The following is a 24335-nucleotide window of genomic DNA, read 5'->3' on the forward strand; positions in this document are numbered from 1 at the left end:
AGACATGGTTGCAGACAGGGTAGCAATCGTTTCGTTATTCTGATTACAGAATACGTTTTGTTCAGCGTCAAAATAGACTTTCATATCCAAGTTGTAAAGCCGATCTTTTCTATCTCCTACTTGGGGTTTACAAACTATACGCTTGCGTGTTGTCCTTTCACTCTTCTTTGTTTCATTGGCATCAGGAAGCAAAAAATGGAACAGTTTGCGGTATAATAAGGTAGACCATACGATACAAACTAACAATATGCACAATATATTTTGACCTGATGATACAAAGCTCCACCAATTATATGAAATATAGCCGGCTATTTCTAATTCCAGACGATAGCCTAAATAAGTAGAAACCAAGCTATCGGCTTTTTGCGTCATCCCCTCGGTTTCAGAACAGACAACATTGATATGCCCGGACATATCTGTCGTTCTGCAAAACACTTTTGTATCAGCTTTTATGTCATGAGCAACCAGCAAACTATCCCAAGTAGCTTGCAACGGTTTTGGAAGAAGTGGCTGCTCCTTCAGAGACAAACTTAGAAGCGCATTTTTCGTGCCATCATTCACATAGGCATGTTTGCGCTTGTATGCAGGAAGATGGAAAACTTGCACCCCATTCTCTGTTAGCAGTTTTATCGAATCCGGTATGGAGGATTTTACAGGTATCTGCCGTTGAACAGGAATTGGAGTATAATGAAGAGGGAGCGTTATCTGCTCCACTTCTAAATCTATCGCATGAAAAAAGGCTGTTTTTGCCTGTTCATTCCAATTTTGTTTCTGTTGTGAATATGCTTTCCATAAATGGACAGCACACATTATAGTTAAAAATGTGCCAACAAACAATATCCATACTTTCGGATTTATTTTTTTCACGTTCAAAGGCCTCCTTATTATTCTATTTATCCAATTCATAACAATTTCCTTTTGATAGTCGTATTTCATAATGAAGGTTACCGGAACACGCCGGCGAACCACAAAAGGACAAACACGGCGGACAAACCGCCAGACAGTCGGGACAGAAACGCCGGAAAGGCGAAAGTCCGATGAAAAGGGAAAGAAGAATATCCGGTGGAAAGAGAATAGAAAATTGGTTTTCATCGTGTTTCTTATTTAAGAATAAATTGCACTCCTCTGCTCCATGAAATTCTGTGTACTCTCTCTCTATGGTGAAGGGATGCAGTAAATGTTTCTCAGATTAACAAAGCAAAATTAAGGATACCCCATGAAATTCTGTATACTCTCTCTATGGTGAAGGAGTCAGTAAATGTTTCTCAGATTAACAAAGCAAAATTAAGGATAATGTTTAAAAAATCAAATTTGTAGTGTTGTAAAATGAAATTCATATTTCTTCGTTTTGACAGCCTCTTAGTAGTTAAAGGTCAATAGAATGAAATACAAACGTAACTGAGGAATCACCAAACAACCTCTTCCCGCAATCATAAATTCCATTTAAGACCTCATTTTTTACTCACTTTTATACAATTCAGCACAGTTTTCCCCGAAAACATGCACCCATCCACTTTATTTTTGCTATTTTTGCATTTTGTAATTACCAGACGTAAGATGGAAAAAACAGAAATAACGACATATAGCTTGCTGAACTCGATTTCTACCCCCAACGATTTACGACGTCTGAGCGTAGACCAACTGCCGGAAGTCTGCAAAGAATTGCGGCAAGACATCATTAAAGAAGTATCCCGCAATCCGGGGCACTTCGCAGCCAGCCTCGGAACTGTGGAATTGACTGTCGCCCTGCACTACGTCTACAACACTCCCTACGACCGCATCGTCTGGGATGTGGGCCATCAGGCTTACGGCCACAAGATACTGACCGGACGGCGCGAAGCCTTTTCCACCAACCGTAAATTCAAAGGTATACGCCCCTTCCCCTCGCCCGAAGAAAGCGAATACGACACTTTCGCCTGCGGACATGCCTCGAACTCGATTTCCGCAGCCTTGGGAATGGCAGTGTCGGCATCGCTCAAAGGCGAACAGCAGCGACATGTAGTAGCCGTCATCGGCGACGGAAGCATGAGTGGCGGACTGGCCTTCGAAGGGCTGAACAATGCTTCATCCACCCCCAACAACCTGCTTATCATCCTGAACGACAACGATATGTCCATCGACCGCAGCGTGGGAGGTATGAAGCAATATCTGTTCAACCTGACTACTTCCAACCGCTATAACCAATTGCGGTTCAAGGCATCGCGCCTTCTGTTCAAGATGGGGATTCTGAACGAAGAACGCCGCAAGGCCCTCATCCGCTTCGGCAACAGCCTGAAGTCGATAGCCACCCAGCAGCAAAACATCTTCGAAGGGATGAACATCCGTTACTTCGGCCCCATAGACGGGCACGATGTAAAGAATCTGGCACGTGTGCTGAAGGACATCAAAGACATGCAGGGACCCAAGATTCTGCACTTGCATACCGTCAAAGGCAAAGGATTCGAACCGGCCGAAAAGGCACCGGGAATCTGGCATGCCCCCGGCAAGTTCGATCCCGAAACAGGAGAACGCTTTACGGTAGATACACACAATATGCCTCCGCTCTATCAGGACGTCTTCGGCGAGACACTGGTCGAATTGGCCCAAAAGAATCCCCGTATTGTGGGAGTGACCCCCGCCATGCCTACAGGCTGCTCCATGATCAAGCTGATGCAGGCCATGCCGCAACGGGCATTCGACGTAGGCATAGCCGAAGGGCACGCAGCCACCTTCTCCGGAGGAATGGCCAAAGAGGGATTGCAGCCATTCTGCAATATCTATTCGAGCTTCATGCAGCGTGCCTACGACAACGTGATACACGACATTGCCTTGCTGAAACTGCCGGTAGTGCTCTGCCTTGACCGTGCCGGACTGGTAGGTGAAGACGGCCCCACGCATCACGGCATATTCGACGTGGCCTATTTCCGCCCCATCCCCAACCTGACCCTGTCGTCGCCCATGAACGAGCACGAACTGCGTTGCCTGATGTATACGGCACAACTACCGGACAAAGGGCCGTTCGTCATCCGCTATCCACGCGGACGCGGGGTACTGGTAGACTGGCGGTGTCCGCTGAAGGAAATCCCCGTAGGCAAAGGACGCAAGCTGAAAGACGGTACTGACATAGCCGTCATCAGCCTGGGACCGATAGGAAACATTGCCGCACAAGCCATCAGCCGTGCCGAAAAAAGCAAAGGACTCTCCATCGCCCACTATGACCTGCGCTTCGTCAAACCGATAGACGAAGAAATGCTGCACGAAATAGGGCAGACATTCAAGCGAATCGTTACAGTGGAAGACGGAGTGGTAAAAGGAGGAATGGGAAGCGCCGTGCTGGAGTTTATGGCCGACCACAACTATACGCCAAACGTCAGACGTATCGGAGTGCCCGACCAGTTTATAGAACATGGAAGCGTACAGGAACTATACCACCTGTGCGGAATGGATGAAGAAGGAATATATAGTCAATTAATAAAGTGAAAATAGTTATTGCCGGTGCCGGTGCAGTAGGCACACATTTAGCCAAATTGTTGTCGCGCGAAAAGCAGGACATCATTCTGCTGGACGACAACGAAGAGAAGTTGAGCACACTCAGCTCCAACTTCGACTTGATGACAGTCACAGCATCACCTACCTCCATCCGTGGACTGAAAGAAGTAGGTGCGGGTGCGGCCGACCTGTTCATAGCCGTTACCCCCGACGAAAGCCGTAACATGACAGCCTGTATGCTGGCCAACAATCTGGGTGCCAAAAAGACGGTAGCACGTATCGACAACTACGAATACCTGCTGCCCAAGCACAAAGAGTTTTTCCAGAAGCTGGGGGTAGACTCACTGATTTATCCCGAGATGCTGGCTGCCAAAGAGATTGTTTCTTCTGTCCGCATGAGCTGGGTGCGCCAGTGGTGGGAGTTTTGCGGAGGTGCCCTGATACTGATAGGTACCAAAATGCGCGAAAAAGCCGAAATACTGGACATTCCGCTCTACCAGTTGGGCGGACCGGAACTTCCCTATCACGTGGTAGCCATCAAACGGGGAAGTGAAACGCTGATTCCACGGGGAGACGACAGTATCAAGCTGCATGACATTGTATACTTTACGACAACCCGAAAGTACATACCCTACATCCGAAAGATAGCCGGAAAAGAAGACTATGCCGACGTGCGCAACGTCATGATTATGGGCGGAAGCCGGATTGCCGTGCGCACAGCCCAATACGTCCCCGACTACATGCAGGTGAAAATCATCGACAACGACCTGGCACGATGCAACCGGCTGACAGAACTGCTGGATGACAAGACCATGATTATCAACGGAGACGGACGCGACATGGACCTGCTCATCGAGGAAGGACTGAAGAACACCGAAGCTTTCGTCGCCCTGACCGGGAGTTCCGAAACCAACATCCTGGCCTGCCTTGCCGCCAAACGCATGGGAGTGAGCAAAACCGTGGCCGAAGTCGAGAATATCGACTACATCGGTATGGCCGAAAGCCTGGACATCGGGACTGTGATCAACAAAAAAATGATCGCCGCCAGCCATATTTACCAAATGATGCTCGATGCCGACGTAAGCAACGTGAAATGCCTGACACTGGCCAACGCCGATGTGGCTGAATTTACGGTAAAAGCTGACTCAAAAATCACCAAACATCCGGTAAAGGACCTGGGATTGCCCAAAGGAACCACAATCGGAGGACTGATCAGGCAAGGAGAAGGTGTCGTGGTGACCGGTAACACACTTATACAGCCGGGCGACCATGTAGTGGTATTCTGTTTAAGCATGATGATCAAAAAGATTGAGAAATACTTTAGTTAATGGTCAATTTTAAAACGATTACGCGAATTATCGGCATCCTCCTGCTACTGGAGACCGCCATGCTGCTGGCATGTTCCGGCATATCTTTATATTATCAGGACGAAGCATTGACCGATTTCTGGAAGTCGGCCGGAATCGCAGCGGGTGTAGGTATCCTGATGGTCCTTTTAGGTAAAGGAAGCGACGGTGTGCTGACACGCCGCGACGGCTATGTGCTGGTCAGCCTTGCCTGGATAGCGTTTTCTTTCTTCGGAATGCTGCCCTTCTACATCAGCGGCTACATTCCCGACATCACCAATGCCTTTTTCGAAACCATGTCGGGCTTTACCAGTACGGGGGCGACGATATTGGACAACATAGAGTCTCTGCCGCACGGACTGCTCTTCTGGCGGAGTATGACCCAATGGATTGGAGGATTGGGAATTATCATGTTCACCATTGCCGTCCTCCCCATTTTCGGTGTCAGCGGTCTGCAGGTATTCGCCGCCGAAGCCAGCGGACCGACGCACGACAAAGTACACCCCCGTATCGGCATCACAGCCAAATGGATATGGTCGGTATACACCGGGATTACGGCAACACTCGTCGGACTGCTTATGCTGGGGGGCATGAGCTGGTTCGACAGCATCTGCCACGCTTTTGCCACTACGGGAACAGGCGGATTCTCGACCAAACAGGCAAGCATAGCCTATTATCATTCGCCCTATATAGAATACGTCATATCTACCTTTATGTTCATTTCCGGTATCAACTTTACACTGCTGCTACTTCTTGTCAACCGGAAATTCAAGAAAGCGTTTCATGATGTAGAGCTGAAATGGTATTTCTGGTCAGTAATACTGTTCACCGGAATAATAGCAACCATCCTTTACTATACCAGCCCGATGGATGCGGAAGAAGCTTTCCGCAAATCGCTGTTCCAGGTCACCAGTCTTCATACGTCAACAGGTTTTGCTACCGACGACTATATGCTATGGCCATCGGTCACCTGGGGGTTGCTGACAATCGTCATGGTGATAGGAGCCTGCGCCGGCAGTACCACCGGCGGCCTGAAGTGTATCCGTCTGGTCATTCTGAGCAAAGTGTCGAAAAACGAATTCAAGCATATTCTCCATCCCAATGCAGTGCTTCCGGTACGCATCAACAAGCAGGTATTGTCCACCTCCATTGTTTCTACCGTATTGGCATTCAGTTTCCTCTATCTGGTCATTATCATTATCAGTATATTGCTTATGATGGCTATGGGAGTAGGATTCGAAGAATCAATAGGATGTGTCATCTCAAGTATCGGCAACATGGGTCCCGGCCTGGGAGATACCGGCCCAGCTTATTCGTGGAACGCACTGCCCGATGCAGCCAAATGGCTGCTCTCTCTTCTGATGTTGTTGGGACGTCTGGAATTGTTCACTGTTTTGCTGCTCTTCACTCCCGATTTCTGGAAAAAGAATTGATTAATGGCAAAAAAGTGCTAAAACGGCTGTTTTTTGTAATCTCCACCTAACAAAAAGCAGAATTATTTATTGTACCTTTGCACGTCCGAAAAAGAGAGATTGAGAGAATCGTTATATGAAACAGTGCATAAAATATTTAATGATCATCCTGCTGGCCGCATCGTTACACAGTGGTGTCCTCGAAGCGGCAAGCGAATTATGCACCAAAAATATCGATTATACCGAATCTGCTTTTCAAGCACAAACGACAGAAACGACCCATCTCATTCATCATCTTTACGATTATCTGCTATCTCTACCTTTTTGTGCTGACTATATCGGTCAGAATTCTGTTCCCGGCTGTAAATCAGTCACGCTCCCCATCAATCGGATACGACCGGAAACTACCCATAAAGCAACCTTCCATAAAGGATGGTCTGCCCCGAATGCCTTATCACACTCAGTGGATTATTACGTCTACGGGCTACGGAAAATTGTAGTATAAAGTCTGCCGGTTTGTGTGTTGGAATACCTTAATAAAAGCACATAAACCGTTTCCTTCGTAAATGTTCTACATACATTTTCTGCACAGAGAGAACAGAAATTTTGCGGGAAATAGAGTTTCCCCTTTATATACTTGATCGCAAAAAATCTCTTTATTTTATGAACTTTACTCTTTTAGTGACCGTCTTGTTGACGGCAATTATCTTCGTGGGTCTGGTCATTGCCATCTCGCATGCCATTTCTCCACGTTCGTACAACCCACAAAAGATGGAGCCTTACGAATGCGGTATTCCTACACGGGGACGTTCATGGATGCAATTCCGTGTTGGTTACTACCTGTTTGCCATCCTCTTCCTCATGTTCGAGGTAGAAACGGTATTCCTCTTTCCGTGGGCTATCAGTGTTCGCCAGTCTGGCGTTTCCGCATTGCTTGGCGTAGCCTTTTTCTTATTCATTCTTGTGCTGGGACTTGCTTATGCCTGGCGGAAAGGAGCGTTGGAATGGAAATAAACAAGAAACCCCGGATTAAGTCGATTCCTTACGAGGAATTCACCGACAACGAGACTCTTGAAAAGCTGGTACAGGAACTGAATGCCGGTGGTACCAATGTCATTGTAGCCGCTCTGGACGACCTGATAGACTGGGGACGCAGCAATTCCCTTTGGCCGTTGACGTTTGCAACCAGCTGCTGTGGTATCGAATTTATGGCCGTATGTGCCGCACGCTATGACATTGCACGCTTCGGCTTCGAAGTAACGCGTAACAGTCCCCGTCAGGCCGATGTTATTCTGGTAAGCGGTACCATCACCCACAAAATGGCTCCCGTATTAAAGCGTCTTTACGACCAGATGCCCGATCCGAAGTATGTAGTAGCAGTAGGAGGATGTGCCGTCAGCGGCGGTCCGTTCCGCAAATCCTATCACGTAGTGCAGGGCGTAGACCAGATTCTGCCTGTCGACGTTTACGTTCCAGGTTGTCCTCCACGCCCCGAAGCATTCCTTTATGGCATGATGCAACTGCAACGTAAAGTGAAGATTGAAAAATTCTTTGGAGGTGTAAACCGCAAGGAGAAAGCTCCCAAAGACGAAACGGACCAAAAGTGACTTTCCCTAAAAAAGAGAACTGCAAATGGAAACAAAAACAATATACATAGCCCCACAACAGCTGAGTGACGAAATGCGCCGCCTGCGGGAGGATGAACAGATGGACTTCCTCGAAAGCCTGACAGGTATGGACTGGGGCGAACCTGCTGAAAATGATACCCCCGACCAACTGAGAGGCTTAGGAGTGGTATATCATCTGGAATCGACCGTCAGCGGTAAACGGCTGGTGGTAACGACCTCGACACTGGACCGCGAACATCCCCAGTTGCCTTCCGTAACTCCGATCTGGAAAGGGGCCGAACTGCCTGAACGCGAAGTCTATGACTTCTTCGGCATCGTGTTTACCGGACATCCGGATATGCGCCGTCTGTTTCTGCGTAACGACTGGGTAGGATATCCGTTGCGCAAGGACAACGACCCGGAAAAAGAAAATCCGCTGCGCATGAGCAACGAAGAAACACTCGACACTACCCGCGAAGTAGAAATTACTCCCGAAGGCGATTATCAAGAACGTGAAACAGTGCTGTTCGGCGACGATGAATACGTTGTCAACATCGGTCCTCAACACCCTGCCACACACGGTGTGCTCCGCTTCCGCGTATCACTGGAAGGTGAGAATATCCACAAAATCGATGTGAATTGCGGATATATCCACCGGGGCATCGAGAAAATGAACGAAAGCCTCACTTACCCGCAGACACTGGCACTGACCGACCGTCTGGACTATCTGGGAGCGATGCAGAACCGTCACGCCTTGTGCATGTGCATCGAAAAGGCCATGGGCGTAGAAGTCAGCCCCCGTGTACAGGTAATACGTACCATCATGGACGAGCTGCAACGCATCGACTCGCACATTCTGTTCTTCTCCTGCCTCTGTCAGGACCTCGGTGCCACGACCGCTTTCCTCTATGGATTCCGCGACCGTGAAAAGCTGCTCGACATTTTCGAAGAGACATGCGGAGGACGCCTCATCCTGAACTACAACACCATCGGCGGTGTTCAGGCCGACCTGCATCCCAACTTTGTGCATCGGGTAAAAGAATTCATCCCCTACATGCGCCGCAACCTGAAAGAATATCACGACATATTTACCGGAAACATCATCGCTCAACAGCGTCTGAAAGGCATTGGTGTGCTGAGCCGCGAAGATGCCATCTCGTTCGGAGCTACCGGCGGTACCGGACGTGCCAGCGGATGGGCTTGCGACGTGCGCAAGCGTATGCCGTATGCAGCCTACGACAAGGTAGAGTTCCGCGAAATAGTACGTACCGAGGGTGACTGTATGGCCCGTTATCTGGTGCGTATGGACGAAATCCTCGAAAGTCTGCACATCATCGAACAATTGATCGACAACATTCCGGAAGGTCCTTATCAGGAAAAGATGAAGCCTATCATCCGCGTTCCCGAAGGTTCTTACTACGCTGCCGTCGAAGGAAGCCGTGGCGAATTCGGAGTCTATCTGGAAAGCCGTGGCGACAAGACACCTTACCGCCTGCACTACCGTGCTACCGGACTGCCGCTTGTGGGAACCATCAACACCATCACCCGGGGAGCCAAGATTGCCGACCTCATCGCGATAGGCGGAACGCTGGACTATGTCGTACCTGACATCGACAGATAATCAATGGAAAATGGGAAATGGAGAATGGAAAATGATTTGCCTGTTGTCCATTCTCAATTATCAATCATCAATTATCAATTAAATAAATGTTTGACTTTAGTATTGCAACAAACTGGATACACCAAATGCTGACATCGGTCATGCCCGAAGGACTTGCCGTGTTCATCGAGTGTGTCGTCATAGGCGTATGTATCGTATTGATGTATGCCATTCTGGCCATCATACTTATCTATATGGAACGAAAGGTCTGCGGATTCTTCCAATGCCGTCTAGGACCAAACCGCGTGGGGCCCTACGGAACGCTGCAAGTGTTCTGCGACGTGTTCAAAATGCTCACCAAGGAAATATTCAACCCCAAGGGCGCCGACCAGTTCCTCTATAACCTGGCTCCGTTCATGGTGCTGATCGCTTCTTTCCTTACGTTTGCCTGCCTTCCCATCAATAAAGGTATGGAAGTGCTCGACTTCAACGTCGGCATCTTTTTCCTGCTTTCGGCAAGCAGCATCGGCGTAGTAGGAATCCTACTGGCCGGATGGAGCTCCAACAACAAGTTCTCGCTGATCGGTGCTATGCGAAGCGGTGCACAGATCATCAGTTACGAGCTCTCTGTCGGCCTCAGCATTCTTACCATGGTAGTGCTGACAGGCACCATGCAAATTTCGCAGATTGTAGAAGGACAGGCCGACGGATGGTTCATCTTTAAAGGCCACATCCCCGCTATCATTGCTTTCATCATTTACTTGATAGCCGGTAACGCCGAGTGTAACCGTGGCCCCTTCGACCTTCCAGAGGCAGAAAGCGAGCTTACCGCCGGATACCACACGGAATACAGTGGTATGCACTTCGGTTTCTACTACCTGGCCGAATACCTGAACCTGTTCATTGTAGCAGCCGTAGCAGCCACCGTATTCTTAGGAGGCTGGATGCCGCTCCACATACCGGGACTTGACGGTTTCAACATGGTCATGGACTATATTCCCGGCTTTGTCTGGTTCTTTGCAAAGGCTTTCTTTGTAGTATTCCTCATGATGTGGATGCGATGGACCTTCCCCCGTCTCCGTATCGACCAGATACTGACACTGGAATGGAAATACCTTGTACCGCTGTCGATGGTGAACCTGGTGCTGATGAGCCTGATTGTGGCCTTCGGACTGCACTTCTAATTTTTAATTTTTAATTCTTATAAGAGACATGGAAGAAAAGAACACATACTTCGGAGGCTTTTTCAAAGGTCTGGCCAGTCTGACCACTGGCTTAAAGACCACCATGAAAGAGTTCTTCACCCCGAAAATCACAGAGCAATACCCTGAAAACCGGAAAGAGCTCAAGATGTTCGACCGTTTCCGCGGCACGCTTGTAATGCCCCATAACGAACAGAACGAGCATCACTGTGTGGCCTGCGGACTCTGCCAGATGGCTTGCCCCAACGGCACCATCAAGGTGACATCGGAAACCATCACGACCGAAGACGGCAAGAAAAAGAAGATACTGGCCAAGTACGAATACAACCTGGGATCGTGCATGTTCTGCCAGCTTTGCGTCAATGCCTGCCCGCACGGTGCTATCACTTTCGACCAGAACTTCGAACATGCAGTCTTCGACCGCTCCAAGCTTTTCCTGACGCTCAATCATCCGGGCAGTCATGTAGCCGAAGCCAAGAAAGCCCCTGCGGCCGAGAAACCGGCATCCGACAAAGCGGCTGCCCCTAAAGAAAAGGCTGAATAATCAAATTAATCGTAACCACTCATTAAAGAAAATATATGGAAATAACTCTCGAAACAGTAGTATTCTACTTTTTAGCGGCTTTCATCACCGTATTCTCCTTGCTTACGGTGACTACAACCCGCATGGTACGCTCGGCCACGTACCTCCTGTTCGTCCTCTTCGGTACGGCAGGCATCTATTTTCTGCTGGGCTACACCTTCCTCGGTTCCGTTCAGATTATGGTCTACGCCGGAGGTATCGTCGTGCTCTATGTATTCTCCATCCTGCTGACCAGCGGCGAAGGCGACAAAGCAGCCAAGCTGAAACGCAGCAAGTTCCTGGCTGGACTTGGAACGACTGTGGCAGGTGCCATCATCGTGTTGTTCATCACCCTGAAACATAAATTTCTTGCCACGACCGACGTCAATCCGGTAGAGATCAATATCAACACCATCGGGAATCACCTGCTGAGCGGTGACAAGTACGGTTATCTGCTGCCATTCGAAGCTGTCAGCATACTGCTGCTGGCGTGCATCGTCGGAGGTCTGCTGATAGCCCGCAAGCGATAGGAAACATCAATTACGAACACTGAAATCTGAACTAGTTATGATTCACATGGAATATTATCTGATAGTTTCGGCTATCATGTTTTTCGCCGGCATGTACGGGTTCTTCACCCGCCGCAACACACTGGCCATCCTGATTTCGATTGAGCTGATACTGAACGCCACCGATATCAACTTTGCCGTATTCAACCGTTTCCTGTTCCCCGGCGCACTGGAAGGCTATTTCTTCGCCCTGTTCTCCATCGCCATTTCGGCAGCCGAGACGGCAGTAGCCATCGCTATCATGATCAACATCTACCGTAACATACGGAGCATCCAGGTCAACAGAATAGACCAACTGAAATGGTAATAAACAGAAAAAACTAAAAAACAAACGATAATGGAACTTACGATTCTCATCCTACTCATTCCGTTCCTCTCCTTCCTCATCACAGGAATCGGAGGCAAATGGATGTCACACCGCACGGCCGGACTCATCGGAAGCATCGGGCTGGGACTGGTCACCATCCTTTCCTACGCCACCGCATGGAGCTACTTCACCGCTCCCCGTCTGGCCGACGGCACTTACGAGACACTGATGCCTTACAACTTCTGCTGGTTGCCCTTCACACAGAACCTGAGCATTGACATGGGCATCCTGCTCGATCCCATCTCGGTAATGATGCTTATCGTCATCAGCACCGTATCACTGATGGTACACATTTACTCCTTCGGCTACATGAAAGGCGAACGCGGATTCCAACGCTACTACGCTTTCCTTTCGCTCTTCACCATGTCCATGCTGGGACTGGTCGTAGCTACCAACATCTTCCAGATGTATCTGTTCTGGGAGCTGGTGGGTGTATCTTCTTACCTGCTGATCGGTTTCTATTACACCAAGCCGGCCGCTATCGCCGCTTCGAAGAAAGCATTCATCGTGACGCGTTTTGCCGACCTAGGCTTCCTGATTGGTATCCTGATCTATGGCTACTACGCCGGAACCTATACCTTCACTCCCGATGAAATGACCCTGATGAAAGGAAGCGCCATGATTCCGCTGGCCTTGGGACTGATGTTCATCGGCGGTGCCGGTAAGAGTGCCATGTTCCCCCTGCACATCTGGCTGCCCGATGCCATGGAAGGCCCGACACCCGTCAGCGCCCTGATCCATGCGGCAACCATGGTCGTAGCCGGTGTCTATCTGGTAGCGCGCATGTTCCCGCTGTTTATCGGCTTTGCTCCCGACGTGCTTCACATTGTGGCCTACGTAGGTGCCTTCACAGCATTCTATGCAGCCAGCGTAGCCTGCGTACAGAGCGACATCAAGCGTGTGCTGGCATTCTCGACCATTTCGCAGATCGGCTTCATGATGGTTGCCCTGGGCGTATGTACATCGAGCGACCCGCACGAAGGCGGACTGGGCTACATGGCTGGTATGTTCCACCTGTTCACTCACGCCATGTTCAAGGCATTGCTCTTCCTGGGTGCCGGTAGCATCATCCACGCCGTACACAGCAACGAGATGTCGGCCATGGGTGGTCTGCGCAAGTATATGCCTATCACTCACTGGACCTTCCTCATCGCCTGTCTGGCCATTGCGGGTATTCCTCCGTTCTCGGGATTCTTCTCAAAGGATGAGATTCTGACTGCCTGCTTCCAGTTCAGCCCCGCGATGGGATGGATCATGACGATCATTGCAGCCATGACAGCTTTCTATATGTTCCGCCTCTACTGCGGCATCTTCTGGGGTAAGGAGAACAAAGAACTTCACGCCGAGCACACACCGCACGAAAGCCCGCTGGCCATGACCTTCCCGCTGATGTTCCTGGCTGCCGTTACGGTAGTAGCCGGATTCATCCCCTTCGGTCACTTCGTTTCGTCCAACGGACATGCTTACGACATCCATCTGGATACGCAAGTCATGCTGACCAGCATCGTCATTGCCGTAATAGCCATTGCACTGGCTGTCAGCATCTATGCACGCAGCAAGCAGCCGGTAGCCGATGCGCTGGCCAGCCGTTTCCGCGGCTTGTGGACAGCAGCCTACCACCGCTTCTACATCGATGAAATCTATCAGTTCATCACCCACAAGATTATCTTCGGCTGCATCAGCCGCCCCATTGCCTGGTGGGACCGTCACGTAGTAGACGGCTTCTTCAACTTCCTGGCCTGGAGCACCGATGCCACAAGCGACGAAATCCGTGGCCTGCAAAGCGGACGTGTACAGCAATACGCTTTGGTATTCCTGCTGGGAGCATTGATACTGATACTTATGTTAACTATATAATTCAAATTCAATTATCCATTAAATAAAATGAATTTCTTATCATTATTTGTTCTGATTCCATTGCTGATGCTCCTCGGCCTCTGGCTGAGCCGGAACATCGCACAGATACGTGCGGTGATGGTAACCGGAGCTTCGGCTTTGCTGATTACGGCCATAGGGCTGACGATAGCCTACCTCAATGCACGGCAGGCCGGTGCCACGGACGAAATGTTGTTCTGCGCCGATGTTGCCTGGTATCCGGCACTTCACATACACTATTCAGTAGGCGTGGACGGCATCTCCGTAGCCATGCTGCTGCTTTCGGCCATCATCGTATTCACAGGTACCTTCGCTTCCTGGCGCCTGCAACCGCTTACCAAGGAGTACTTCCTGTGGTTTACGCTGCTTTCGCTGGGTGTGTTCGGATTCTTCATCTCGACCGACCTGTTCACCATGTTCATGTTCTACGAAGTAGCCTTGATCCCGATGTATCTGCTTATCGGCGTATGGGGCAGCGGCCGCAAGGAATACTCGGCCATGAAGCTGACACTGATGCTGATGGGTGGTTCAGCCTTCCTGCTGATTGGCATCCTGGGTATCTTCTACGGTTCGGGCGGAACAACCATGAATCTGCTCGAAATTGCCCAGATGCACAACATCCCCATTGAGCAGCAACGCATCTGGTTCCCGCTCACCTTCCTGGGATTCGGTGTGCTGGGTGCCTTGTTTCCCTTCCATACATGGAGCCCCGACGGTCATGCTTCGGCACCGACAGCTGTGTCCATGCTTCACGCCGGTGTGCTGATGAAACTGGGAGGTTACGGCTGTTTCCGCATCGCCATGTTCCTGATGCCCGAAGCTGCCAACGAACTGGGATGGATCTTCCTCGTTCTGACAGGTATCTCGGTAGTCTACGGTGCCTTCTCGGCTTGTGTACAGACCGACTTGAAATACATCAACGCCTACTCCAGTGTGAGCCACTGTGGACTGGTGCTCTTTGCCATCCTGATGATGAATCAGACAGCCTGCACGGGTGCTGTGCTGCAGATGTTGAGCCACGGTCTGATGACGGCCCTCTTCTTCGCGCTGATCGGTATGATATACGGACGTACACACACCCGCGACATCCGCGAACTGAGAGGACTGATGAAAATCATGCCTTTCCTCTCGGTATGTTACGTCATTGCGGGTCTTGCCAACCTCGGTTTGCCGGGTCTGAGCGGATTCGTAGCCGAAATGACCATCTTCACCGGTTCGTTCCAAGAACCTGACACCTTCCACCGTGTATGGACGGTGATTGCCTGCTGCAGCATCGTCATCACGGCAGTCTACATCCTGCGACTGGTCGGAAAGATTCTGTACGGCACCTGCACAAACGAACATCACCTGGCCCTGACCGACGCTACGTGGGACGAACGTACGGCAGTGATCATCCTGATTGTCTGTGTAGCTGCACTGGGTATGGCTCCGTGGTGGATCAGCGGTATGATCAGCGAAAGTGTTTTGCCAATAGTCAGTGTGTTTTAATATGAAACCAAGCACGCTCCAACTTTTATTTTTTAACTTTTAACTTTTAATAGATAAAATGGATTATTCTCAATTCCTACTGATGAAAGAAGAGCTCTCGCTGATAGCAGTCATCATCATACTGTTTATTGCCGACCTCTTCATGAGCCCCGACGCACATAAGGAAGGCGGAAAGCCGGTGCTGAACACCATGTTCCCGGTTATCCTGCTGGCTATCCATACCATAATCACCATCGTTCCCGGTCCGGTTGCCGACGCTTTCGGAGGCATGTACCACAACTCGCCGATACAGCACATCATGAAGTCCATCCTCAGCATCGGTACGCTGATTGTGTTCATGATGGCTCACGAATGGATGAAGCTGCCCGACACGTTTATCAAGCAGGGCGAATTCTATTTCCTTACGCTGTGTACGCTGCTGGGTATGTACCTGATGATTTCGGCCGGACACTTCCTGATGTTCTTCATCGGACTGGAGACTGCCAGTATCCCGATGGCTGCCTTAGTAGCATTCGACAAGTACCGTCACTACTCGGCCGAGGCCGGAGCCAAATACATTCTGACTGCCCTGTTTGCCAGCGGTCTGCTGCTTTACGGCGTGTCGCTGATCTACGGTACGGTAGGTACGCTCTACTTCGAAGACATTCCCGCTCATCTGGAGGGTAACCCCATGCAGGTAATGGCTTTCGTGTTCTTCTTTGCAGGCATGGGCTTCAAGATTTCGCTGGTTCCTTTCCACTTGTGGACAGCCGACGTTTATCAGGGTGCACCGAGTACAGTAACCGCCTACCTCAGTGTTATTTCGAAAGGTGCGGCAGCATTCGTGCTGATGACTACCGTGTTCAAGGTGTTCGCTCCGATGGTCGACCAATGGCAGGAAGCCCTCTACTGGGTCATCATCGCCTCTATCACCGTTGCCAACATCTTTGCCATACGTCAGGAGAACCTGAAGCGTCTGATGGCTTACTCCAGTATCTCGCAGGCAGGCTACATCATGCTGGGTGTCATCAGCGGTACGGCGCAGGGTATGACGGCATTGGTCTACTACGTGCTTATCTACATGTTTGCCAACCTCAGTGTGTTTGCCATCATCACCATCGTGGCCATCCGTTCGCACAAGTTCACGCTGACCGAGTACAACGGCCTGTACAGCACCAATCCGCGTCTGGCCTTCCTGATGACGCTGGCTCTGTTCTCGCTGGCCGGTATTCCGCCGTTCGCAGGTTTCTTCTCGAAGTTCTTCATCTTCGCCGCCGCTTTCCACAGTGGTTTCCACCTGCTGGTATTCATCGCCTTGCTCAACACGGTCATCTCGCTCTTCTACTACCTGAAGATCGTAAAGGCCATGTACATCAACAAGAGCGACGAACCGATTGCTCCTTTCCAAAGCGACAACTATACGCGTGCCGCCCTGCTCATCTGTACGCTGGGTATCACCGTGCTTAGCATCGTCAGCGCCTCTTACGAGTCGATTGGCAACTACGCTTTCGGCATGTAAAAAGGAACCGCTTTCTTTTAGGCACGGATTACACGGAAAAACACAGAGAAAGAAGAATTATAATCTGTGAACTTCCATGTAATCCGTGCCTGAAAAATAACAAGTCCCCGAAACACAGATTCGCGCAGACCCGCGCAGACTTTATTCCTACGGAAGTAAAACCGTACACAAGTCTTGGCGGAGGTCTGCGCGAATCTGTTTTTTATATCCCCCTAACTTACCGCACTCCCAACCCTCCCAATCCCCCTGCTTCTCCCCCTTCTGAGCAACACTTGTACGGCTCGTCTGGAATGCAAGTGTGGCTCACGAGCCGTACAAGTGTCGCTCGCGATCCGTGCAAGTGTCGCTCGCGAGCCGTGCAAGTGTCTCTCAAAGCCCCCGTACAGAGGCTTCTGAAGCGGGGTATACTCCCACTTTCCCTCATCTTCTGTAATACCTACGTAACGTTTCCGAAACAGACATGTACTTTGGACGACACACGCATGTAACGCCCTATTCTCACCTTTGCAGCGGAAAAAAGAAATGCATAAAAGATGAGTATGAAAGTAGATTTAGGAAAGATTCTCTTCCTTGTTTTATTCCTTACCCTATCTGCCATGACTGCCTTGGCAGGCACTATCAAGGGAACAGTTACTGACAAACAGACTAAAGAACCGCTGACCGGAGCCACCGTACAGGTAGCCGGCAGTACGTCGGGAGCCGTAGCCGACATTGACGGCAACTACACGCTCAGTGTGCCCAACGGCACGTACGACCTCGTAGTACGCTACGTAGGCTATGTGGACATCAACGCCCGCCAGGTAAAGGTGAGCGGAGAAACCGTACTGAACTTCGAAATGGAAACCGATGCGCAGACACTGGGCGAAGTATCGGTAGTAGCCAAGAAGAACCTGGAAGGCGAACGCGCCCTGCAGGTAGAAAGACAAAAAGCCACACTGGCCATCGAGAACCTGGGTGCCAAGGAAATGGGTATCAAAGGTATCGGCAACGTGCAGGAAGGAGTTAAGAAACTGACCGGTATCTCCATCGCCGAATCGGGCCAGCTCATCGTTCGCGGACTGGGCGACCGCTACAGCAGCACCACGCTGAACGGACTGCCCATCGCCTCGCCCAACCCGGACAACAAACTGATTCCGCTCGACCTCTTCCCTTCGAGCACGGTGCAGAACATCACCGTCAGCAAGGTGTACGATGCCAGCGCTTTTGCCGACTATAGCGGCGCGCACATCGACATCAGCACCAAGGAGAACGTGACGGACGAGTTCCTGAACGTCAGCTTCAACGTAGGAGGACGGTTCAACACACTGGGACGCGACTTCTACCAGATGGACCGCGACGGAACCCTGTTCAAGACACCCTCACTCGACGAAAAGATATACGACATGCCGTTGCTCGACTTCGACGAGTACGTCACCAAGAACAATATCTTCCGTACCACCTTCGATGTGGACAAGCGCACTGCCCTGCCCGAATTTGGCGGAAACCTGGGTTTCGGACGCAACTTCGGCATTGGCGACCAGACACTGAGCCTGCTGGCCTCGCTGAGCCTCAGCAACGAAACGCAACGCATGGACGATGCTTTCTATAAAACGCTCGAAGCCACAGGCAACGTACAGAACGACTTTACTTACGACGAATATACCGCTACGCTGAAGATGGCCGCACTGGCATCCGTAGGCTACACCCTGCGCCAGCACGACCGCATCGGCTACACCTTCTTCTATGCCCGCAACGCCAGCGACTCGTACCAGAGCCGCGAAGGTATAGACGCTGAAGGCCACAACCTGTGGGGCAGCAACGACATCACGCACATCTACACCCTGCAAAACCATCAGCTGAACGGACACCATGAGTTCGGCACCCGTTGGCAACTGAACTGGGCAGGTTCCTACGGCAAGACAGGTAGCGAAGAGCCCGACCGCCGTCAGGTAATGTTCACCAAGGACGATGCTGGCAACCTGCAACTCTTCAAGCTGAACCGACAGGAAACCATGCGCTACTTCGGCGAACTGAACGAAGAAGAATGGGTGGGCAACCTCGACCTGAAATACAACTGGTCGGAACAGAACTTCGTCAAGATGGGTCTGGCTTACAAGAACAAGGACCGCGACTACATGGGTACCCGCTTCTACTACAACGTAAACAAGCTGAACCCCACCATCGACAACATTTACGACACCGACGGCTTCCTCAACCAGGAGAACGTAGAGAACGGCAACATCGTCATCGAACGTAAGATGCAACCCCACGACACCTACCGTGCCGGTATGGACATCTACGCTGCCTATGCACAGACGGACTTCTATCCGCTCAGCTCCCTGCTTGTCAACGTCGGCCTGCGCTACGAAATGACCAAACAGTGGGTAGAATATGCCATCGAGGGCGACCAGAAATACCAGCGCCGCCGCGACCTGAACAAGAACGACATCTTCCCCACCGTCAACCTGAAATACTCCATGAACGACCGGAACAACCTGCGTATGTCACTGTCGCGCACCATCACCCGCCCCTCGTTCATCGAAATGGCTCCCTTCCTCTATCAGGAATCCTACGGTTCGGCACAGATCCGTGGTAACGAAGAGTTGCAGAACGGCTACAACTACAACTTCGACCTGCGCTACGAACGCTTCAGCCCCAACGGCGACATGCTCTCGGCAACGGTCTACTATAAGTTCCTCGACAAACCCATCGAACGCATCCAGAAGCTGCAAGGCGGTGCCACGATGCACTCCTTCCAGAATGCCGACCAGGGTATGGCAGCCGGTATAGAAGTAGAACTGCGCAAACAGCTGATACGCGACCTGCGACTGGGAGCCAACGTCTCCTACATGTACACCAACGTGAAGCTGCCCGAAGGCGGTGCCTACACCAACAAGGACCGTTCGCTGCAAGGCGCCTCGCCCATCCTGCTGAATGCCGACCTCACCTACTCGCCCCGCTTCGGCGAAGAACGCCAGCTGAACCTGTCGCTCCTCTACAACCTGCAGGGCAAACGCATCCATGCCGTCGGCGTATCACAGCTGGGCGACATCGACCAAATGGCTGTCCACACGCTGAACTTCAATGCCAGCTACAACTTCAGCCGCCACTTCAGCGCCAAGCTTCAGGTGACCGACCTGCTGAACCGCGCCGTAGTATTCAAACAGGAAGTGCCCAAGACGGGCGAATACATCGAAGTGGAACGCTTCAAGGAAGGTACCGGTTTCGAAGTGGGCGTCAGCTATAATTTTTGAGTTAACAAGTTGACAAGTTGACGAGGGGACGAGGGGACAAGTAAACAAGAAAATAACTGAGTCCGCTTTAAAAAGTACACTTTTGATCTTAGCCCATAACACAGTTATCATTCTGTCATCCTGAACGCAGTGAAGGATCTCTTTCGAAGGCTATGTGATAACAGATCCTTCACTTCGTTCAGGATGACAAAGCAAAGTGATAGTAACTATAAAGAAACTCATAGGAAACAGACTTGTTTAAAGTAAACCCAATAAAATAAAGAGTAATAATCCAATAGTTGACAAGAGGACAGGGTAAGCCTCGTGGTCTGAAACCTTGTTCCTTGTCAACAAAACACTAAACTTAAAACTTAAATTATGAGCAGAAAATTGTTTTCAATGGCCCTTTTGGCCGGCATGGCACTTCTCGGTGCATCATGCAGCGATGACGAAACAACAAACAACGACGGCGGAATAGCCGACGGCACTACGCTGAGCGGTACAATCACCGAAGACGTAACCCTGAAATCGGGCAACACCTACAAGCTGAGCGGTGCCTACACCGTAGAAGAAGGCGCTACCTTGAACATCGAACCGGGTGTAAAGATTGTAGCCGTTTACGATGACAATGTAGACTACATCCTGATAAAGCAAGGAGCCAAAATCAACGCCAAAGGTACGGCATCGGCTCCCATCATCATGACTTCCGAAAAAGAAGAATCGGGTGCCTGGGGCGGTATCCACATCTGCGGACGTGCTCACACCAATGCCGAAGGCGGCAAGGGAAGTTCTGAAATTGGCGGTGCCGAATACGGTGGCAACGACGACAAGGACAACTCGGGTGTTCTGCAATACGTACGTCTGGAATACACCGGTTATGCCTTCGACGAAGAGCACGAAGCCAACGGTATCAGCTTCTACGGCGTGGGTAGCGGAACAACGGTTGACCACTGCCAGGCTTACCAAGGATCGGACGACGGTTTCGAATTCTTCGGCGGATCGGTCAACGTCAGCAACATGGTTGTCACCAGCTGTAGCGACGACTCTTTCGACTGGACCGAAGGCTGGAACGGTACGGCTACCGACCTCATCGCCATTCAGGAAGCCGAAGAAACACTGGGCTATGCCTGCGACTGTCTGATCGAAGCCGACAACAACGAAAACAACTACAGCGCCACTCCTGTAGCACATCCTACGCTGAAGAACCTCATCCTTGTAGGTAACGGTGCAGCCGGTAAAGGTGTACACCTGCGCCGCGGTACTCAGGTAACCATCGAGAATGCCGAAATCTACGGCAAGCAGAACGCTATCTACGTAGAAAGCGCTGAAACAGAAAACGCATTGGTCAACGGAACATCGAGCATGAGCAACGTAAGCATCAGCGGAATCCTGACCAGCAAAGAAGGCATCTATACCAATACCGAATTCGAAGCCGACGGCAACAAAGCCAATCAGGCCAACCCCTACACTTCGTACGAAGACATCATTGCCAAATGTCCCTGGGCTGCCGGATGGACCAAGAACTGGAGCGAAAGCGACAACGTACTGGCCAACGAAAGCACCCTGCAAGGAACCATCACCAACGACATCACGCTGGGAGCCGGCAACACTTACTACCTGAGCGGTGCCTATACGGTAGAAGCCGGAGCTACGCTGCACATTCAGGCAGGTGTGAAGATCATCTCCAAATACGATGACAACGTAGACTACATCCTCATCAAGCAGGGAGCCAAAATCAACGCTACCGGTACAGCCGACGCACCGATCGTAATGACTGCCGAAAAACAGTCGGCCGGCGCATGGGGCGGTATCCACATCTGTGGACGCGCTCATACCAATGCTGAGGGCGGTAAAGGAAGTTCTGAAATTGGCGGTGCCGAATACGGTGGCAACGACGACAAGGACAACTCGGGTGTTCTGCAATACGTACGTCTGGAATACACCGGTTATGCCTTCGACGAAGAGCACGAAGCCAACGGTATCAGCTTCTACAGTGTAGGTAACGGAACAACGGTTGACCACTGTGTAGCCTATCAGGGTTCAGACGACGGTTTCGAGTTCTTCGGCGGATCGGTCAACGTCAGCAACATGGTAGTCATCAGCTGTAGCGACGACTCTTTCGACTGGACTGAAGGCTGGAACGGTACAGCTACCGACATCGTAGCCTATCAGGAAGCCGAAGCCACACTGGGTTACGACTGCGACTGCCTGATCGAAGCCGACAACAACGAGAACAATTACGAAGCTACTCCGGTGGCTCACCCCACGCTGAAAAACCTGATTCTGGTAGGTAACGGCGGTTCAAAACAAGGTGTACGTCTGCGTCGCGGTACTCAGGTGACAATGGACAACGCACAGATCTGCGGCAAAGGCAAGGCACTGACAGTAGAAAGCGCTGAAACAGAAAACGCACTGGTCAACGGCACTTCCAGCATCACCAACACCACCATCAGCAACAACGTGAACAGCGAAAAAGGCATCTACACCAACGACATCTTCGCTGCCGCCACAGGCAACAAGGTAGACGCCAACCTGTCTTACGCTTCACTGGAAGACATCAAGAAGGCTTGCGACTGGATGAACGGCAAGTGGGTAGACTAACCCACCCCACCGCTGACACACAGCCATTGCTATAAAAGACTGTACCGGAACAGGTCCCTTATCGCTTCCCCCAGTAGAGGGAAGAAGAAGGGGCTGGTTCCGGTACAGTTTTTTTTGTTTGTTTCAGGAATGCGCTTCTATGCAACAGCACTAACCATACTCATCCATTCAAAAGTTGACTATCAGCCTGTAGCAAAGGAAAACTGCCGTTTTCATCCTGTCATGTTGAGCGGAGCAAAGCAGAGTCGAAATATCTCATAGTAGCTCGGAAAGAAGCAAACGAAAACTACGGCTTTCGATCAGATAATTGGGCGTGATTTTTTTCCTAACTAGGAAAAAGTTTTTTGCTAACTGGGGAGGAATTTTTTCCTAACTGGGGAAAAATTACTTTCTATCGTTACATCTGTCGATTATATACACCAAAAAACAAAAAGTTCAATAAAGAAGAGTGACTGAATAATCTACGAATTAATTCGCAAAGCAAAATCATTACACCTGTAATAAACAGACAATAAACAAGTTCATACCAACCAACGACATAGGTTATGGCACAAAGTTGAAGTAATGCTGTATGAATAAAAAAGAAATGTATGGTATAAATTTCAAGCGTATGTTGGCCAAGTGCCTCTAACCATTGAAATCGTCTTCCACGCTTATATAAGCAGGAGATACCAGCGGCTATTACTATAGAACCGGCCGTACCCATAGCTACCCGAAACAAATAAGAGTCAGCATGTTGCAATCCCGTCCATTGAAAAGGGGACAACGAGAAAAAACGTAAGGGAGTAATATATGTAGTATGGTATCCGTCCCAAAGAGGCCAAAGCAATATAAAGAAAACAAGAGCAACTGCACAAATTATTAAAGCTTTACGCTGAATAAAATCTGAATAATAGTACCATAATATGCCAAGCCAGAAAAAAGGCATCATAAAGTTTACATGCCATAAATAGAATGGAAGTGCCAATAACAAGCTGATTATAGCAGCAGCTTTCATATTATTCTTTGTCAGAGTTAAAGCCAGTTTTGCCATTAACATACAGACAAATAATGATTTCAGGTACCAAAGATTGCCAACCAGTTCTTTCCAATCGTTGTACCGATCTGTTAAACCGATAACGTTATTAAAACTTATGACGACAATTCCTGCAGTCAGGCAAGGCAACAGGAGACGGATAGATTTCTTTTTTGCAAGTTCGTTTAATGAAAGTTGCATGGCATGGACAGAAAAATATCCACTGACAGCCATAAACAAAGGCATATGAAATGCATAGATTGTCCGAAACAGAGGATGATGCAAATAGCTTTCGATACCTAAATACTGTAGGCAATGAGCATAGACTACGCATAGGATAGCAATGGCCTTCAATGTATCAAAGTAGGGATTACGAGTTTTGTTTACGAAATGATAGCCTTCCATATGATAATGATGTGGAGGTATAAAAGTAAGTGTTAGGGAATAAGTTAAATTACATAAAAGAGCGCGCAACCTAAAAAAATGAGGGTGTGTCGTAATACGCGATTCACC

Annotated in this window: 18 protein-coding genes and 1 pseudogene; 17 read left to right on the forward strand and 2 right to left on the reverse strand. The window is 50.0% G+C overall.

Annotation, left to right across the window (positions count from 1 at the left end; genetic code table 11):
* Positions 1-1092: hypothetical protein (locus QVP67_RS13480; RefSeq protein WP_288180218.1), on the reverse strand; the 1092-nt coding region annotated here is incomplete at its 3' end.
* A gap of 465 nt (positions 1093-1557) precedes the next feature.
* Here QVP67_RS13480 and dxs point away from each other — a divergent pair.
* From dxs to QVP67_RS13560, 17 genes and pseudogenes are all read left to right on the forward strand, one after another.
* Complete coding sequence (gene dxs / locus QVP67_RS13485; RefSeq protein WP_022164087.1) at positions 1558-3459, forward strand: 1-deoxy-D-xylulose-5-phosphate synthase; 1902 nt, start codon at positions 1558-1560, stop codon at positions 3457-3459.
* Entirely contained in the window at positions 3456-4796 is a 1341-nt protein-coding gene (gene trkA, locus QVP67_RS13490; RefSeq protein ID WP_022164088.1) for a Trk system potassium transporter TrkA, read from the forward strand. Before dxs ends, trkA begins: the two co-directional genes overlap by 4 nt.
* Positions 4796-6247, forward strand: coding sequence for a TrkH family potassium uptake protein (locus QVP67_RS13495; protein WP_022164089.1), 1452 nt, complete (start codon positions 4796-4798; stop codon positions 6245-6247). The genes trkA and QVP67_RS13495 overlap by 1 nt, the downstream gene beginning before the upstream one ends.
* 115 nt (positions 6248-6362) lie before the next feature.
* Entirely contained in the window at positions 6363-6731 is a 369-nt protein-coding gene (locus QVP67_RS13500) for a hypothetical protein (RefSeq protein WP_071150411.1), read from the forward strand.
* Between the two features lie 158 nt (positions 6732-6889).
* Entirely contained in the window at positions 6890-7240 is a 351-nt protein-coding gene (locus QVP67_RS13505) for an NADH-quinone oxidoreductase subunit A (protein ID WP_022164091.1), read from the forward strand.
* Complete coding sequence (locus tag QVP67_RS13510) at positions 7231-7833, forward strand: NADH-quinone oxidoreductase subunit B (protein WP_022164092.1); 603 nt, start codon at positions 7231-7233, stop codon at positions 7831-7833. Before QVP67_RS13505 ends, QVP67_RS13510 begins: the two co-directional genes overlap by 10 nt.
* Before the next feature lie 25 nt (positions 7834-7858).
* Positions 7859-9454 (forward strand): NADH-quinone oxidoreductase subunit D, encoded by a 1596-nt coding sequence (locus QVP67_RS13515; RefSeq protein WP_022164093.1) that lies wholly within the window; start codon positions 7859-7861, stop codon positions 9452-9454.
* 86 nt (positions 9455-9540) lie between these two features.
* Positions 9541-10617 (forward strand): NADH-quinone oxidoreductase subunit NuoH, encoded by a 1077-nt coding sequence (gene nuoH, locus QVP67_RS13520; RefSeq protein WP_277122402.1) that lies wholly within the window; start codon positions 9541-9543, stop codon positions 10615-10617.
* Between the two features lie 28 nt (positions 10618-10645).
* Positions 10646-11179 carry a 4Fe-4S binding protein gene (locus tag QVP67_RS13525; RefSeq protein WP_022164095.1) on the forward strand — a complete coding sequence of 178 codons (534 nt, stop codon included), beginning with the start codon at positions 10646-10648 and terminating at the stop codon, positions 11177-11179.
* A 35-nt stretch (positions 11180-11214) separates the two neighbouring features.
* The gene (locus tag QVP67_RS13530) at positions 11215-11727 is read left to right on the forward strand and encodes an NADH-quinone oxidoreductase subunit J family protein (protein ID WP_022164096.1); all 513 of its coding nucleotides are present in this window, start codon (positions 11215-11217) and stop codon (positions 11725-11727) included.
* A gap of 37 nt (positions 11728-11764) precedes the next feature.
* Positions 11765-12073, forward strand: a complete 309-nt coding sequence (nuoK, locus tag QVP67_RS13535; RefSeq protein WP_022164097.1) for an NADH-quinone oxidoreductase subunit NuoK — start codon at positions 11765-11767, stop codon at positions 12071-12073.
* A gap of 30 nt (positions 12074-12103) precedes the next feature.
* Positions 12104-13990: an NADH-quinone oxidoreductase subunit L gene (gene nuoL / locus QVP67_RS13540; protein WP_022164098.1), complete on the forward strand. Its 1887-nt coding sequence runs from the start codon at positions 12104-12106 to the stop codon at positions 13988-13990.
* Positions 13991-14017: 27 nt separating this feature from the next.
* Complete coding sequence (locus tag QVP67_RS13545) at positions 14018-15496, forward strand: complex I subunit 4 family protein (protein ID WP_022164099.1); 1479 nt, start codon at positions 14018-14020, stop codon at positions 15494-15496.
* Between the two features lie 58 nt (positions 15497-15554).
* Positions 15555-16994 carry an NADH-quinone oxidoreductase subunit N gene (locus QVP67_RS13550; RefSeq protein WP_022164100.1) on the forward strand — a complete coding sequence of 480 codons (1440 nt, stop codon included), beginning with the start codon at positions 15555-15557 and terminating at the stop codon, positions 16992-16994.
* A gap of 533 nt (positions 16995-17527) precedes the next feature.
* Positions 17528-20227 (forward strand): TonB-dependent receptor, encoded by a 2700-nt coding sequence (locus QVP67_RS13555; RefSeq protein WP_288180219.1) that lies wholly within the window; start codon positions 17528-17530, stop codon positions 20225-20227.
* A 357-nt stretch (positions 20228-20584) separates the two neighbouring features.
* A pseudogene (locus QVP67_RS15695) lies at positions 20585-21727 on the forward strand (hypothetical protein); the annotation flags it as partial.
* 24 nt (positions 21728-21751) lie between these two features.
* Positions 21752-22807, forward strand: coding sequence for a hypothetical protein (locus QVP67_RS13560; protein ID WP_288180221.1), 1056 nt, complete (start codon positions 21752-21754; stop codon positions 22805-22807).
* Positions 22808-23204: 397 nt separating this feature from the next.
* Here the strand turns inward: QVP67_RS13560 and QVP67_RS13565 are convergent.
* Positions 23205-24335, reverse strand: a 1131-nt coding sequence (locus tag QVP67_RS13565; RefSeq protein WP_288180220.1) for an acyltransferase family protein, incomplete at its 5' end; no start/stop codon positions are given.

This window comes from Bacteroides sp. CAG:633 (assembly GCF_000435115.1).
GTDB classification, from domain to species: domain Bacteria; phylum Bacteroidota; class Bacteroidia; order Bacteroidales; family Bacteroidaceae; genus Bacteroides; species Bacteroides ndongoniae.